Origin of the sequence: Leeuwenhoekiella sp. ZYFB001 (genome assembly GCF_011784865.1) — a bacterium.
In the GTDB taxonomy this organism is placed as follows: domain Bacteria; phylum Bacteroidota; class Bacteroidia; order Flavobacteriales; family Flavobacteriaceae; genus Leeuwenhoekiella; species Leeuwenhoekiella palythoae.
Genome location: NZ_CP050460.1, coordinates 1,254,779 through 1,269,149, shown reverse-complemented (window position 1 = coordinate 1,269,149; position 14,371 = coordinate 1,254,779). Strand labels below are relative to the sequence as shown.

Genomic DNA, 14,371 nt, shown 5'->3' with positions numbered 1-14,371 from the left:
ATGGAGAGAAGAAAATTTATAAAACAAACCGGGATCGCAACGGCAGCAGTTGCTGGTATGCCAAGTTTAGACTTGTTTGGTGCTTCGGAAAAATCAAAAAAGATCACCATTTTGCACACGAACGATGTGCATAGTCATATAGACCCTTTTTCTCCTGAGGATGCTTCCTTCCCTAATCAAGGCGGAGTAGCCCGACGATTGACTCTTATTGAAGCTATTCGTAAGGAAAATCCGAATACATTACTTCTAGATGCCGGGGACATTTTTCAAGGTACGCCGTACTTCAATTTTTATGGTGGCGAGTTAGAATTTAAACTTATGAGCCTTTTAAAATATGACGCGGCAACGATAGGTAATCACGATTTTGACAATGGCGTTGGCGGCTTAGCAGCACAAATGCCTAATGCAACTTTTAAAATGCTTAGCGCCAATTATGATTTCACCAATACAGCTATGGAAGGGCTTACCAAGCCTTATGAGGTTTTTATTAAAGATGGAATTAAAATAGGTGTTTTTGGAGTTGGTATTCAGCTTGAAGGTTTAGTCACTAAAGCATTAAGTAAAGAAACGCAGTATCTAGATCCGGTTGAAGCTGCGCAAGATATGAGCCGAATTTTAAGAGAAGAAGAAGCTTGTGATTTGGTAATCTGCCTTTCACATTTGGGCTACGAATATCGTTATGATAAAATTTCGGACTTAAAACTTGCTGAAAAAACCAGTGGGATCGACTTGATTATTGGCGGACACACTCATACCTTTTTAGACAAACCAGTGGTTGTTTCTAATGCTAAGGATGAAGATGTTTTGGTAAATCAAGTGGGTTGGGCCGGAATTAATCTAGGTCGAATAGATTTTGAATTTGACACCTCAGGAACCGTAAAAACAACTTCAAAGACGATCACGGTCTAATATTCGTCGTAGCTCATATCAGTTCGTACGTGATCTATACTAACGCAGTATAAGGTCACACAAGCCTTATGCACACAAATTGCTATTTTGGCTCCAATAGCTATTATGGGAATAGAAATACTGTAGGTAAAAACAAAAGCCAAAATCGCTTCGATTAACAAGCCTCCTCCTATTAAATACAAATACACATTACTGGGGTGTCTATTGCGTAAGGGTATTAAAAAGCAAACGATCGTAAATACCAAAAGTAAAATTGTGCCAGATACAAATAGAAATTTATTCGGTATCAAATCGTAATACATCGTCATTAGATAAATGATAGTGTAAATACAAAATAGGGTACCAATGCCCGGCTCTACAAGCATGGCTTTAGTAATTTTTCGAGGCTTTAATTTGAGAATAGGCCAAAAGGTATAAAGCAAAGCTGCGGCAGCGATAATAAACATGCTCACGATCTCAACAAAATAGCGATGAACATCTGTGATCAAAAAAGCTTCCCCGATATACGCCGAAATTAAAAAAATCGCAAAAACGTAATTATGACGTTGTAACGACAAAAAATAATACAGATAAAATCCTATATAAAATAAGGGCTGAATATAATACCCAACTTTTGAGGTAACGCTGGATAACAGAATAAATAACACGCAAGCCAAACCGCTACTCACAAGAACAGTATTCGATTTTAGAGGTTGTAATTCCATACTATTTTAAATGCATGTTATGACTAGAAATACTCTTCTTGAGAACTTAGAATATATTTAAATTGAATTAGATACCAAACTAAGAAAATTTTAAAAAGCAACATAGACAGCAAGGAGAAATACAAAATCACTTCAAAAGTCCAGATAAATTCATAGATAAACATTGAAGGCGCCATTACTGCCATAGCTCCACCCATAAAATACAGAGCAAAATTGTCTGGATGCTTGTTTTTAACCGGAACCAGAAAACAAAAGACAGACCAGCAGACCAAAGCTAGTACCCCGACAAAAAATATAGAATTATTGGGCAATTCATCAAACACCATCAGACTCAACTTCCAGAACATATAAAATATAGCAAGCAAACCTAAACTGGGGCGCAACCAATCTACAGCATCAGCTTTATTTGCTGCACTTTTTAAAATCGGCCATAAATGATAGATCATCGTAAAAGTCGCGATACTGTAACAACTAAGCACAAGCGTAAAATACTTTGTAAAATCAATTAAGAAGAAAATTTCATTTAACAGTTCACATACTAAATAAAAAAGCAACAAATAATTATGCTGTTTCGTATTGCCAACATAAAAACAGTAGATTATCGCTACATTAATCGGTCGCAAAGACACCGCAAGATTGAAAAAGCGATCAGGTAAAAAAACTTCTAAAAACCCCAGTAAGAGATATGCAAGCAGAAGGTGTTTGTATTTCATTTACAATGTTTAGAAGCCGATTTGGATTCAATCGCTTTTTAATTTAAAAATTAAGGAATCTGTCTTACTCACAAAGTATTTGTTTCAATATGACCGACAAAATTGTAAATTCAAACAGTTTTAATATAAAAGTACAAGTACAAGGCTAGCTTAATTGCGCTCTCGAAAAAGTTTAAATTCACACCTAATTTATTGTTCTAACATTTCTAAAAAGTCATCCTCTGAGATAATAGGCACATTTAAAGACTCGGCTTTTTGCAATTTACTAGGACCCATATTTTCACCGGCAACTAAATAGTTTGTTTTTGAAGAAATACTACCTGAAGCCTTTCCCCCATTATCTTCAATCATTTTTTTCAGTTCGGTACGTGACACTTTTGAAAAAACACCTGAAATCACAAAAGTTTGACCTTTAAGCTTTTCCGTTTGATTTTCTAACACCGCAGCATCAAGCTCCAACTGCAAACCATACGCTTTTAATCTATCAATTAACTCTTGCGCATACGCATCTGAAAAGAATGCGACAACACTGTGCGCAATGCGATTACCAATTTCATCAACCGCAATTAAAGTTTCTTCAGTAGCAGCCGCAAGCGCATCTATGTTTTTAAATTGTTTTGCCAGTTTTCGCGCAACGGTTTCTCCCACATAGCGTATTCCCAATCCAAAAAGCACGCGCTCAAAAGGCACTTGTTTTGAAGCTTCGATACCTTTAATAAGATTATCGGCAGATTTTTCAGCCATTCGCTCTAAAGGCAGGATATGCTCTTTTTTTAAGGCATATAAATCAGCGTAATTTTTAATCAAACCTTCTTTTACCAACAAAGCAACCGTTTCCCCGCCAAGCCCTTCAATATCCATAGCTTTACGCGAAATAAAATGCTGAATTCTACCTATTATTTGCGGTGGACACCCCATATCATTCGGGCAATAGTGCTGCGCTTCCCCTTCTTGACGCACTAACGGCGTTCCACACTCAGGACAGGTATCAATATAGGTTGTGGGTGCAGAATCAGCATCACGTTTTTCAAAATCAACCCCAACAATTTTAGGAATGATCTCCCCTCCTTTTTCAACATAAACTCTATCTCCCTCACGCACGTCTAATTTTTCAATCTGATCGGCATTGTGCAGCGAGGCACGTTTTACGATAGTCCCCGCCAATTGCACCGGAACTAAATTCGCTACCGGAGTGATTGCTCCCGTACGCCCCACTTGATAAGTTATTTTCTCAAGAACGGTTTCTGCTTGTTCCGTTTTAAATTTATACGCCATCGCCCATCTCGGCGCTTTTGCAGTAAAACCTAATTCTTCCTGTTGTCTAAAACTGTTTACTTTGATCACCACACCGTCAGTCTCATAAGGCAAATCATGACGATGCTCATCCCAATAATTCAAGAATTCAAAAGTCTCCGCAGTTGATGCGGTTTTTTTAGCGACATCAGGCACTTTAAAACCCCAGCTTCGGGCTTTTTCAAGACTTTCAAACTGTGAGTCAAAATTGAGATTTTCACCTACGATACTATACAACAAACATTCTAGCGGACGCTTAGCCACCTCAGCACTATCCTGAAGTTTCAAACTTCCGGAAGCTGTATTTCTTGGATTGCTATACGGCTCATCACCGGCTTCTACCCGTTCTGCATTCATTGCAGCAAAACCGGCCAATGGCAACACGATCTCCCCACGAATATCAAATTTATCAGGGTAATCTCCTTTCAGTTTTAAAGGAACACTGCGTATGGTTTTTACATTATTGGTAACATCATCTCCCTGCGTACCGTCTCCTCGCGTAACCGCGCGTACAAGAGCTCCGTTTTCATAAGTTAAACTTATAGAAGCACCATCGTATTTAAGTTCGCACACGTATTCTACTTTTCCATCAACCAACTTTTTAATGCGTTGCTCCCAATCTTCAAGATCTTCTTGAGAATAGCTATTGTCTAGCGAATACATTCTATATTGATGCTTGACCGTAGCAAAGTTTTTAGTCACTTGCCCACCTACTCTCAAGGTTGGAGAGTTTGGATCGTGATACTCAGGATGCTTTGACTCTAATTCTTGCAGCTCCTTTAATTTTTGATCAAAAGTATAATCATCAATCTGTGGCTGATCTAGCACGTAATAATTATAATTATGCTGTCGCAGTTCTGCGCGTAAAGCTTCAATTTTATCTTGAGTGGTCATAGCTAGTAGTTTGTCAAAGTTGGTAAAGTTCGGGTTTTAGCGCTTAAGATTAAAAGGCTTATTAAGGCGAAAACTGAAAAACAAGTATGCGTTTGTGAAAAAAATTATTGGGATCAAAATCAAACCGAAGCATTCCGGAAGCAAACTGCGACGGAGTTATTCTCCCCGTTTGTTTTAAAACCCAAAAATATTCAGCGATGAGTTCATCATAATAGCTTTGGGAACGCATTGCTTTAAAAAATACACCTTTCTCGTTCAAAGTTTTCGAATTGGACTTCTGTTTATAAAAATCATCTTGCAGGCCTGAATTTTTATATTTCAAAAGAAGTGCTTCGGGCCATTGAAATAACATTTCGGTATTATCCGAAGCTTGATGTTCTAAATCCTCCAACAGCTGAAGATACGCATCCTTCAATTCGAGTTTCGAGTACCCGACTTGTAAACTCCTTTCAAAATGGTCTACCATTTCATTCAAAACCTGAGCCTTTTCTAAACCCAATTTATCTTGAAATTCGCTAATGCGCTCATCGCGCGTAAGACACGAAGTAAGCATTAACAACAATACCATCCCAAAAACCCGAATCAAAATCTATGTGTTTTCGGGTTTAAGAAATTTTGAAGTGAAGTCTGGTATAAAATGCTTCATTTTATCAAGAAGTCCGTCTACCTCATCATCCACGATGAGCAACTGCCTATTCTTTGAACTTAGAAAACCCCGGTTGACCATCTCATCGAGCATTGCAATCAAGTGGTCATAAAAACCATTGATATTCAGCAAACCAATGGGTTTGTGATGTAAACCCAATTGACTCCAAGTAATGATCTCAAAAAGCTCTTCAAACGTACCGAAACCGCCCGGAAGCGTTATAAAACCATCGCTTACTTCTTGCATTTTTAATTTGCGCTCGTGCATATTTTGCGTGGTAATCACTTCGTCAAGATCTGTGTAGACAATTTCTTTTGTTTTAAGAAATTCAGGAATAATCCCAATCCCCTTACCTCCTTGAGTCAGACTAGCTTTGGCAACAGCCCCCATAATTCCTAACTGAGAGCCCCCGTAAACAAGCGTGATGTTATGCGCTGCAAGTTGGTTTCCTAAAACTTTAGCTTGTTCTAGAATTGCAGGATCATTTCCTTCACTGCTTCCGCAGAAAACACAAATTGATTTTAAAGTATTCATTAGCGTTGTGCTTTTATCATTCTGGGATTTCCGGCAAAATCGCTGCGCAATTCTACTTTTGAAAATCCTATGTTTTTTAAAAGTGATACCGTTTGCTCACCCAAATATTGATTGATCTCAAAATACAAAATTCCATTAGGCTGAAGTGCTTTCAGTGCTAATTCTGCAATTTTTCGATAAAAAAGTAAAGCGTTGTCATCAGGTACGAATAAAGCCAAATGCGGTTCATAATTTATTACATTGGGCTTGATCTCTGCTTTTTCTAAATCACGCACATAAGGCGGATTGGAAACGATCACATCATACGATTTCTCTAACGTCTCACAGGCCAAAATATCCTGTTCAATAAACCGAACTTTCACAGCATTGGCCGTGGCATTTTCAGCCGCAATCTTTAAAGCTTTTGCTGAAACATCCAGCGCAGTAACCGAAGCTTTAGGCAATACTTTAGCTAAACTTACCGCAATTGCGCCGCTACCCGTACCAATATCTAAGACTGTACATTCTTGATCTTTAAAGTCTGTATAAATCCACTCGACAAGTTCTTCAGTTTCTGGTCTGGGGATGAGCACATCAGGAGAAAGTACAAATGGGAATCCGTAGAATTCTGTAGTACCTACAATATATTGCAGCGGCTCAAACTTTTTAAGTCTGTTTAAAGCGTGATCAAAACGAGTTTGCTGCGCTTCAGTAAGCTCCAATTGAAAATTCAAAGGAATTTCAAATGCTGCCAACTTGAGATATTCTTGAGAGAGAATTTTAAAAAAAGTCTCAGACTCTTCTTGTGGGTAAAGTGCGTCTAAGGCGTCGTAAAATTGTTGACGATATTCCTTTAAAACCATTTAAAACGTCTTTAGCATATGCACGGGACACGCACTATGACCGGTGCAGCCCATCGGCCCATCAATATACTCAAAACCTGATTTCTTATAGAGTTTTTGTGCCGCTTCCATATATGGCATCGTCTCAATATAAACCTGCTCAAAGCCCTGGTTTTCAGCAAATTCAAGACAGGTGTTCATGAGGCGCTGCCCTACTCCTTTTCCGCGTAGCGAAGCAGAAATATACATTTTTTGAAGTTCGCAAACCGGTCCCTCATAATTGGCCAAAGGCGCAATACCGGCACCTCCTAAAAGTGTTCCATCTTCTTCAATAACAAAATATTCCGCTTGATCTACATCATAAGTCTCGTACATACAATCTAAAGCGGTATCTGCATAAGCGGTACCCACTTTTGGCACGCCCATTTCGATCAAAATTGATCTTAAAAGGTTCGCCAACTCTTTATTATCAGCGGCTTCAACTGCCCTAATGTGCAACATAGATATTCTTACTTTTAAATGGTATTTTTGAGGCTGTGAAGATACATGAAAAATACATGGCGCGCTGCCTGCAACTGGCCAAAAACGGCCTTGGGAACACCTACCCCAATCCAATGGTGGGGAGCGTAATCGTTTATAATGACCGAATAATTGGTGAAGGCTGGCATCATCAAGCAGGACAACCCCACGCCGAAGTCAACGCCGTAAATAGTGTGAAGGACACCTCACTTCTTGAAAAAGCAACCATTTATGTAAGCCTTGAACCTTGCAGTCATTTTGGGAAAACGCCGCCGTGTAGTGATATGATCATTGCAAAAGGGATTAAAAAGGTAGTGATTGGCACGGTTGACCCATTTATTGAAGTTGCCGGTCGCGGAATTAAAAAATTAATGGACGCTGGCTGCGAAGTTTTAGTAGGTGTTCTGGAGCAGGAATGTATAGATCTGAACAAACGCTTTTTTACCTTTCATCAACAAAAACGCCCGTATATAATTCTCAAATGGGCCGAAAGCCTTGACGGATTTATCGCTCCCAATGCTGAAAGGCGCTCTACACGAGAGCCGGTTTGGATCACTAATAAATATAGCAAGCAACTCGTACACAAATGGCGTGCAGAAGAACAAAGTATTCTTGTAGGTCGAAGAACTGTGGAAGCAGACAATCCTTCACTTACGACCAGAGATTGGAGTGGTGCTTCTCCAACGCGTATTGTTATAGATCGCAAGCTTAAAATAGATCTTGAAAGCACTGTTTTTGATCACACTGTTCCGACACTTGTTTTTACTGAAAAGGAGCAGTCTAACAGCGATAATCTCAAATACCTAACGATCGATTTTACAAAAAATACGATCCAGCAGATATTAGCTTCTCTTTATAAAGAAGGTTTACAATCTGTAATTATTGAAGGCGGAAGCGCTACCTTACAACAGTTTATTGATGCCGAAGCTTGGGACGAAGCCCGCGTGTTTAAAGGAACTACAAGTTTTACTAGTGGAATACACGCTCCGAAACTTAAAAGAGCTAAGACCCTAAAAACCGAAAAACTAACCGGAGACCTACTGGTCTATTATACCCGCAAACATGATTAAGAACATTGTTTTTGATTTTGGAGATGTCTTTATCAACCTGGACAAAAAAGCCCCTGAACAAGCCCTCGCTAAAATGGGAATTCGTCAAATTGATGATGAAATGGTGAATTGGCATAACACTTATGAGAAAGGGCTAATGAGTAGTGAAGCGCTTACTGAACACTACCTGAATAAATTTCCTTCACTTACTGCGCTTTCTTTTAAACAGGCTTGGAACAGCATCATTTTAGATTTTCCGCAACACCGTTTAGACTGGATCATCCAGCTGGCTAAATCTAAAAAGTATAGGCTTTTTCTATTGAGCAACACTAATGATCTGCACATCGAGCAGGTAATCAAAAACATGGATGCGATGCGGTATTCTCAATTTCAAAACTGTTTTGAGCGCTTTTATCTTTCGCAGCAAATACATATGCGCAAACCTGATCTCGAGATCTATGATTTTGTTTTACAACAAGATCAATTGATTGCCCAAGAAACACTTTTTATAGACGACACCATCTTAAATACGGCTGCAGCATCCTCAATGGGAATTCACACTTGGCATTTAGAACCCGGCAAAGAAGATATTACCCAACTTTTTGAAATCAAGAAGCAGCTGTTTTGATCTACCTTCTGCTCAGCATAGCATCTTCAAGTATCATCTTTTTAGTCTTTAAATTGTATGATACATTTAAAGTCAACACTTTTCAAGCCATTGTGGTCAACTATTTGATCGCAACCACTTGTGGTTTTATAGCGTATGGTAAGTCTATTGACTTAACAATAATTCCATCGTATGATTGGTTTCCGGGAACGCTTTTTCTTGGAGTGCTTTTTATTGTGATCTTTAATCTTATGGCGATCACCACGCAACGCAATGGTCTATCTGTGGTTTCTGTCGCGACCAAAATGAGTGTCGTTCTCCCTATACTTTTTGGATTAATCTATTACAAAGAAAGTTCGGGCCCGCTTAAAATTCTGGGAATCGTGCTGGCTTTGATTGCAGTGTATTTGGTTTCGTTGAAAAATTCAAGCGAAATTTCAAAAGTAAAAAATAATGGTCTGCTCTTACCTATTTTGGTATTTCTAGGCAGCGGAATCATTGATACCAGCATAAAATTTCTCGAAGACAGCTTTGTAGCAGAACTGGACGTACCCTTGTTCTCTGCGATGATTTTTCTTACCGCGTTTGTATTAGGAATTGCCGTATTATTTTATCAAATCATCAAAAACAAACAACCTCTAGCCTTCAAGAATTTAGTTGGAGGCATTGCTTTAGGAATCCCTAATTACTATTCTATCTACTTTTTGGTTCAGGCGTTGCGCCACCCTTCCCTAGAAAGCAGTACGGTTTTCACGCTAAACAATGTGGGTATTGTTATGGTCGCGACCTTGATTGGCATTTTATTTTTTAAGGAAAAGCTTTCAACAAAAAACTGGATCGGGATTGCAATCGCTGTTGTAAGTATTATACTTATAGCCGTAGTAAAATCATAACTATGCAGGAAGAATCTCAAAGAAACACTTACAAAACCATCACCAAAACAAGTGCAGAATCCTTGTTTAAAGACCGTGGAAGCAAATTTATAGGTCAAGCGCATCCCGTACGCACTGAGGAAGAAATAGAAGAAATCCTGACTTCTTTGCATCAACAACACAACAAAGCATCACATATTTGTTACGCCTGGCAATTGGGCAAAAATTATGAACACTACAGAGCTAATGATGATGGCGAACCGGGAAACTCTGCCGGACCGCCCATTTACGGGCAATTGCAATCTTTTGAAGTAACCAACACGCTGGTAACCGTGATTCGCTATTACGGCGGAACCAATCTAGGCGTTGGCGGCTTGATTCAAGCGTATAAAACTGCAGCGCAACTCGCTTTAGAGACCGCGAAGATTGTAGTCAAAACTATTACTGAAGAACTTCAGTTAAAATTTGAATATGCGTTGCTACATACCGTGATGCGCATCATTAAAGAAGAGCAACTAACTATTGCTAATCAAAAAATGGAACTGAGCTGTGCGGTAACTGTTTCGGTTCGAAAAAATGATTTAGAACGCATTCAAGAACGTTTTGATGCCGTCTTCGGAATCCAAACTACTATTCTTTAGCATCTTGATTTAAAAGTAGATCTAATATATATTGTGGACAACGCGTGGGCCTGTTGGTTTTCATATCAACAAAGACTAAAGTTGTTTCGGCTCTTGTTAATAATTCTTGATTTTGGTTATAAATTTCATAGTCAAAAACTATACTCGCTCGGGGTATTTTTCGCAACGTTGTTTTAACCGTTAGAAGATCATCAAAAAAAGCAGGCTTTAAAAAAGAATATCGCATGTCATAAACAGGGAGCATCACGCCATTTTCTTCCATTTTTTTATAAGAAACCCCTAAATCAGACAACCATTCTATACGCGCAACTTCCAGATATTTAGCGTAATTACCATGGTAAACCACTCCCATTTGATCGGTTTCTCCATACCTAACTTTAACAGAACTATTATGCGTTTTCATACAGTTATTAACAAATAAATTTATACTTTCAAGAAGGAAAAGATTATGCGGAAAAAATTCTAAAAAAGCAATCTAATTTTCTTTTTTTATTACAATTTTTGTTCACATATTTGCCCCGCACTGAATGAAACGAAGATCTCTTTATTTTCTCACTTTTCGGTCGTCCTAAACCAAAAATAACTAAAAACTTCACCACAAGAATGAGTATGACTGCGCAAACAGTATGGGATAATTGTCTCTCATTTATTCAGGACAATATAACCCCGCAGGCCTACAAAACCTGGTTTGAACCTATACGAGCGGTTAAACTTACAGATAACGCATTAAGCATACAGGTACCCAGTAAATTCTTCTATGAATGGCTCGAGGAACACTATGTAAAACTGCTTAAAGTTTCTCTTACAAAAGAGCTTGGTGAACAAGCAAAATTGGTCTATGTGATCCGTATGGAAAACACCTACGGAAACAAACAACCTTTTACCGAAAAAATACCGAGTACCAACCGTCCTAATACGATGAAATCGCAGGAAGTTGATGCTCCTTTAAAGAATAAAAATCCTGAGCTTAAAAATCCGTTTGTGATTCCCGGGATTCGCAATCTGGAAATCGAGTCGCAGCTCAATCCTAATTACAATTTTGACAACTTTTTAGAAGGAGATTCTAACCGCCTTGCTCGTTCGGCAGGAATGGCAGTTGCCAACAAACCCGGAGGAACATCCTTTAATCCTTTATTGATTTTTGGAGGTGTTGGATTAGGAAAAACGCATTTAGCACACGCTATTGGTGTTCAGATCAAAGACCGTTATCCAGACAAAACAGTACTTTATATTTCAGCAGAAAAATTTACGCAGCAATATATAGAGTCGGTTAAAAAGAATAACAGAAATGACTTTATTCATTTCTATCAAGTGATTGATGTTTTAATTGTTGATGACATTCAGTTACTTTCAGGAAAGGCTGGTACACAAGATGTATTTTTCCACATCTTCAACCACCTGCATCAAAACGGAAAACAGGTTGTTTTGACTAGTGATAAAGCTCCTGTTGATATGCAAGACATTGAGCAGCGTTTATTGTCTCGTTTTAAATGGGGACTTTCAGCAGAATTGCAATCGCCAGGTTTTGAAACCCGCGTTTCTATCATCCGAAACAAACTATACCAAGACGGTGTAGAAATGCCTGAAGATATTGTTGAGTTTTTAGCCAATAATATCAAGACAAACATTCGCGAACTAGAAGGTGCTATTATTTCACTTATCGCCCATTCCTCTTTCAACCGAAAAGAAATCAACCTAGAGCTTGCTAAAAAGATTGTTGACAACTACGTTAAGCACACTAAGCGCGAGGTTTCTATTGATTACATTCAGAAAGTGGTGAGCGATTACTTCCAGATGGATGTTGATACCTTACAGTCTAAAACCCGTAAGCGTCATATTGTACAAGCGCGTCAGCTGGCTATGTTCTTTGCTAAAAAACTTACCAAAGCTTCTCTGGCAAGTATTGGCTCGCAAATAGGTAAACGCGATCACGCGACCGTACTTCACGCCTGCAAGACCGTTGACAATCTTTCTGCTACTGACAAACAGTTCAGGAAGTATGTTGAAGACCTCAATAAAAAGCTTACGATGTAAAGCTTTTTATTGCTTCCCTAAAGCTGCTGAACAGTATTAAAGAAGTCGAAAATCTCTTAACTATTACAGTATGAAAACGCACATTTTAATGGTTTGCTTAGGGAATATTTGCAGATCACCACTTGCCGAAGGATTACTCAAATCAAAGTTAGATGCTGAAAAATTTCAGGTAGATTCTGCCGGTACGGGGCATTGGCACGTAGGAAATCTGCCAGACTCTAGAAGCATTGCCGTTGCACAAAAGAATGGTTTAGACATCACAGATCAACGCGGGATGCAATTTAAACCTGCTTTTTTTGAGCGTTATGATTACATTTTTGTGATGGATAATTACAATTATGAGGATGTGGTAGCGCAGGCGCCTAAGGAAGAAGATAAAGCTAAAGTACAGCTGATTTTAGATGAAATTTTTCCGGGAGAACGTGTTGATGTTCCTGATCCTTATAATGATAGTCAGCGTGGGTTTGACCGCGTTTATGAAATGCTTGACGAAGCCACCACTAAGATCGCTGAACGTCTTAGCTAAATTTTACTCCCGCTACTATGCATATTAAATCTGAATTTGGAAAACTCTATCTCATTCCGGTGACTTTAGGGGACACGCCGCCTTTAGAGGTTATGCCGGGAATGGTACAGAACATCATAGCAACGCTTGACCAGTACGTCGTAGAAAATGAAAAAACGGCAAGACGTTTTATTAAACAAATTTGCCCCAAGAAGCCGCAACCTTCGCTAAAACTTCACGCATTAAATAAACATACTGATCCTACAGAAATCCCAAATTTTCTGGATGCCTGCCTGTCGGGTACTTCTATGGGGTTGATGTCTGAAGCAGGAGTTCCGGGTGTCGCAGATCCCGGTGCCGAAGTGGTGCGTATCGCTCACGAAAAAGGCATTCAAGTGGTTCCTTTAGTGGGGCCCTCTTCGATATTAATGGCTATGATGAGCAGCGGTATGAATGGTCAAAATTTTGCCTTCACCGGATATTTACCCATTGATCAAAAAGAAAAACGCAATGAACTCAAACGCTTAGAACGCCTTTCTAAGGATTATAATCAGGCGCAGCTTTTTATTGAAACCCCGTACCGCAACAACAAAATGCTTGATGAATTGTGCAATACGCTTAACGGGAACACCAGATTATGTATTGCTTGCGATATTACACTACCTACAGAATTTATAGTGACCAAACCCATATCGGCATGGAAATCAAATAAACCTGATTTACATAAGCGCCCGGCACTATTTATAATACAACATTAAAAAAGCGACCGTTTGGTCGCTTTTTGATTTTTATTTTGAATCGGTTTTCTAACTATCTAGCTTAACTTTTGCTGTTCGGTTGGGTTCAATGAATGAAACATCATATCCACCAAATTTCTTCATATAACTGCGTATGGAAGTTCCAAATGCATCTCTAAAACCTTCCACTCCACCTGAGCGTAAATAGCTCTTTACACTACCGGGACCGGCTAAATGAGCCGCAGCAAGAATACCGGATTCGGTAACTTTTACGCCGTTGATCACCTTTCCATTGAAGCGTTTGATGTCTTTTCTTAAAACCCACTTATTGCGAGAAGCATTGGCTACAAAAGCCTCCTCCTGCCACACCGGATTATTTAAAAATTCATCAGTATCGGTTATCCCCAAAAGCAATAAGGTACTTCTACCAAATTGATATTTTCCTAGATAACCCAATTGATTAATACGCTTGTAATCGTTTTGAGATTCTTTAAATCCTAAGGCTTCTTTAAATCCGGTAAACGATTTACCGGTAGTTGCCAGATTTAAATTTGAAGTGTTGTCCAAGACCGAAGCATCAGCTTCGTCAAATTGTGGAACTGTATAAAATAACTCTAAACCTTCTGTAGAATTTTCGCGTGGCTTATCTGCATCTTTAACTGACATACTTAATGCCACAAGCCCGAATACAGAAGGAAGCGCCGCTAGTTTTACGATGTTTTTCGTCATAAAATAATTTTCAGACCGGTAGTAACGCGCTACTGAAATACCTGCCTATATTACCGCGCAAATATACGATAAGAATTCAAGCGATTGATAATGAATTGGTTAAGCTTTTCCCAAAGTCAATAAAACTCGCAAAATACCCGCTATTCTCAAGCGATTGCTACATT

At 38.9% G+C, this 14,371-nt stretch carries 17 protein-coding genes; 8 read left to right on the top strand and 9 right to left on the bottom strand.

The window, feature by feature from the left end; all coding sequences use genetic code 11:
* A complete protein-coding gene (locus tag HCN54_RS05545) occupies window positions 1-909 on the top strand; it encodes a bifunctional metallophosphatase/5'-nucleotidase (protein ID WP_167596887.1) in 909 nt (302 codons plus the stop codon).
* Here HCN54_RS05545 and HCN54_RS05540 read toward each other — a convergent pair.
* The 7 genes from HCN54_RS05540 to HCN54_RS05510 form a co-directional block, all read right to left on the bottom strand.
* Entirely contained in the window at window positions 906-1,613 is a 708-nt protein-coding gene (locus HCN54_RS05540; protein ID WP_167596886.1) for a hypothetical protein, read from the bottom strand. The two genes, HCN54_RS05545 and HCN54_RS05540, sit on opposite strands and share 4 nt — an antisense overlap.
* A 23-nt stretch (window positions 1,614-1,636) precedes the next feature.
* Complete coding sequence (locus tag HCN54_RS05535) at window positions 1,637-2,326, bottom strand: hypothetical protein (protein ID WP_167596885.1); 690 nt, start codon at window positions 2,324-2,326, stop codon at window positions 1,637-1,639.
* A gap of 189 nt (window positions 2,327-2,515) precedes the next feature.
* Window positions 2,516-4,513 carry an NAD-dependent DNA ligase LigA gene (gene ligA / locus HCN54_RS05530; protein WP_167596884.1) on the bottom strand — a complete coding sequence of 666 codons (1,998 nt, stop codon included), beginning with the start codon at window positions 4,511-4,513 and terminating at the stop codon, window positions 2,516-2,518.
* A gap of 61 nt (window positions 4,514-4,574) precedes the next feature.
* Entirely contained in the window at window positions 4,575-5,099 is a 525-nt protein-coding gene (locus HCN54_RS05525; RefSeq protein WP_167596883.1) for a hypothetical protein, read from the bottom strand.
* 3 nt (window positions 5,100-5,102) lie between these two features.
* The gene (locus tag HCN54_RS05520) at window positions 5,103-5,693 is read right to left on the bottom strand and encodes a TIGR00730 family Rossman fold protein (RefSeq protein ID WP_167596882.1); all 591 of its coding nucleotides are present in this window, start codon (window positions 5,691-5,693) and stop codon (window positions 5,103-5,105) included.
* Window positions 5,693-6,535, bottom strand: coding sequence for a peptide chain release factor N(5)-glutamine methyltransferase (gene prmC, locus HCN54_RS05515; RefSeq protein WP_167596881.1), 843 nt, complete (start codon window positions 6,533-6,535; stop codon window positions 5,693-5,695). The genes HCN54_RS05520 and prmC overlap by 1 nt, the downstream gene beginning before the upstream one ends.
* Entirely contained in the window at window positions 6,536-7,015 is a 480-nt protein-coding gene (locus HCN54_RS05510; RefSeq protein WP_167596880.1) for a GNAT family N-acetyltransferase, read from the bottom strand.
* A 35-nt stretch (window positions 7,016-7,050) separates the two neighbouring features.
* Here HCN54_RS05510 and ribD point away from each other — a divergent pair, with 35 nt between their 5' ends.
* From ribD to HCN54_RS05490, 4 genes are read left to right on the top strand one after another with little or no spacing between them, the layout of a single operon-like run.
* On the top strand, window positions 7,051-8,103 hold the full coding sequence (gene ribD / locus HCN54_RS05505) for a bifunctional diaminohydroxyphosphoribosylaminopyrimidine deaminase/5-amino-6-(5-phosphoribosylamino)uracil reductase RibD (protein WP_240924952.1): 1,053 nt from the start codon (window positions 7,051-7,053) through the stop codon (window positions 8,101-8,103).
* A complete protein-coding gene (locus HCN54_RS05500) occupies window positions 8,096-8,710 on the top strand; it encodes an HAD family hydrolase (RefSeq protein WP_167596879.1) in 615 nt (204 codons plus the stop codon). Before ribD ends, HCN54_RS05500 begins: the two co-directional genes overlap by 8 nt.
* Window positions 8,707-9,582 carry an EamA family transporter gene (locus HCN54_RS05495; protein ID WP_167596878.1) on the top strand — a complete coding sequence of 292 codons (876 nt, stop codon included), beginning with the start codon at window positions 8,707-8,709 and terminating at the stop codon, window positions 9,580-9,582. Before HCN54_RS05500 ends, HCN54_RS05495 begins: the two co-directional genes overlap by 4 nt.
* A gap of 2 nt (window positions 9,583-9,584) precedes the next feature.
* Entirely contained in the window at window positions 9,585-10,202 is a 618-nt protein-coding gene (locus tag HCN54_RS05490; RefSeq protein ID WP_167596877.1) for an IMPACT family protein, read from the top strand.
* Here the strand turns inward: HCN54_RS05490 and HCN54_RS05485 are convergent.
* Complete coding sequence (locus HCN54_RS05485; RefSeq protein ID WP_167596876.1) at window positions 10,192-10,605, bottom strand: acyl-CoA thioesterase; 414 nt, start codon at window positions 10,603-10,605, stop codon at window positions 10,192-10,194. The genes HCN54_RS05490 and HCN54_RS05485 overlap by 11 nt on opposite strands.
* 200 nt (window positions 10,606-10,805) lie before the next feature.
* Here HCN54_RS05485 and dnaA point away from each other — a divergent pair, with 200 nt between their 5' ends.
* The 3 genes from dnaA (at window position 10,806) to HCN54_RS05470 (ending at window position 13,499) form a co-directional block, all read left to right on the top strand.
* The gene (gene dnaA, locus HCN54_RS05480) at window positions 10,806-12,236 is read left to right on the top strand and encodes a chromosomal replication initiator protein DnaA (protein ID WP_072982400.1); all 1,431 of its coding nucleotides are present in this window, start codon (window positions 10,806-10,808) and stop codon (window positions 12,234-12,236) included.
* Window positions 12,237-12,306: 70 nt separating this feature from the next.
* The gene (locus HCN54_RS05475; protein WP_072982402.1) at window positions 12,307-12,762 is read left to right on the top strand and encodes a low molecular weight protein-tyrosine-phosphatase; all 456 of its coding nucleotides are present in this window, start codon (window positions 12,307-12,309) and stop codon (window positions 12,760-12,762) included.
* Between the two features lie 17 nt (window positions 12,763-12,779).
* Window positions 12,780-13,499: an SAM-dependent methyltransferase gene (locus HCN54_RS05470; protein WP_167596875.1), complete on the top strand. Its 720-nt coding sequence runs from the start codon at window positions 12,780-12,782 to the stop codon at window positions 13,497-13,499.
* A 48-nt stretch (window positions 13,500-13,547) separates the two neighbouring features.
* Here HCN54_RS05470 and HCN54_RS05465 read toward each other — a convergent pair whose 3' ends face one another.
* Window positions 13,548-14,207 carry a peptidoglycan-binding protein LysM gene (locus tag HCN54_RS05465; protein ID WP_167596874.1) on the bottom strand — a complete coding sequence of 220 codons (660 nt, stop codon included), beginning with the start codon at window positions 14,205-14,207 and terminating at the stop codon, window positions 13,548-13,550.
* Window positions 14,208-14,371: the final 164 nt, after the last annotated feature.

Excerpts from the sequence above, each read along its gene's own strand:
- ligA (WP_167596884.1), bottom strand. The coding sequence starts at position 4,513 with ATGACCACTCAAGATAAAATTGAAGCTTTACGCGCAGAACTGCGACAG.
- dnaA (WP_072982400.1), top strand. The coding sequence starts at position 10,806 with ATGAGTATGACTGCGCAAACAGTATGGGATAATTGTCTCTCATTTATT.
- HCN54_RS05465 (WP_167596874.1), bottom strand. The coding sequence starts at position 14,207 with ATGACGAAAAACATCGTAAAACTAGCGGCGCTTCCTTCTGTATTCGGG.
- HCN54_RS05535 (WP_167596885.1), bottom strand. The coding sequence starts at position 2,326 with ATGAAATACAAACACCTTCTGCTTGCATATCTCTTACTGGGGTTTTTA.
- HCN54_RS05490 (WP_167596877.1), top strand. The coding sequence starts at position 9,585 with ATGCAGGAAGAATCTCAAAGAAACACTTACAAAACCATCACCAAAACA.
- HCN54_RS05520 (WP_167596882.1), bottom strand. The coding sequence starts at position 5,693 with ATGAATACTTTAAAATCAATTTGTGTTTTCTGCGGAAGCAGTGAAGGA.
- HCN54_RS05545 (WP_167596887.1), top strand. The coding sequence starts at position 1 with ATGGAGAGAAGAAAATTTATAAAACAAACCGGGATCGCAACGGCAGCA.
- HCN54_RS05540 (WP_167596886.1), bottom strand. The coding sequence starts at position 1,613 with ATGGAATTACAACCTCTAAAATCGAATACTGTTCTTGTGAGTAGCGGT.
- prmC (WP_167596881.1), bottom strand. The coding sequence starts at position 6,535 with ATGGTTTTAAAGGAATATCGTCAACAATTTTACGACGCCTTAGACGCA.
- HCN54_RS05485 (WP_167596876.1), bottom strand. The coding sequence starts at position 10,605 with ATGAAAACGCATAATAGTTCTGTTAAAGTTAGGTATGGAGAAACCGAT.
- HCN54_RS05470 (WP_167596875.1), top strand. The coding sequence starts at position 12,780 with ATGCATATTAAATCTGAATTTGGAAAACTCTATCTCATTCCGGTGACT.
- HCN54_RS05475 (WP_072982402.1), top strand. The coding sequence starts at position 12,307 with ATGAAAACGCACATTTTAATGGTTTGCTTAGGGAATATTTGCAGATCA.
- HCN54_RS05500 (WP_167596879.1), top strand. The coding sequence starts at position 8,096 with ATGATTAAGAACATTGTTTTTGATTTTGGAGATGTCTTTATCAACCTG.
- HCN54_RS05510 (WP_167596880.1), bottom strand. The coding sequence starts at position 7,015 with ATGTTGCACATTAGGGCAGTTGAAGCCGCTGATAATAAAGAGTTGGCG.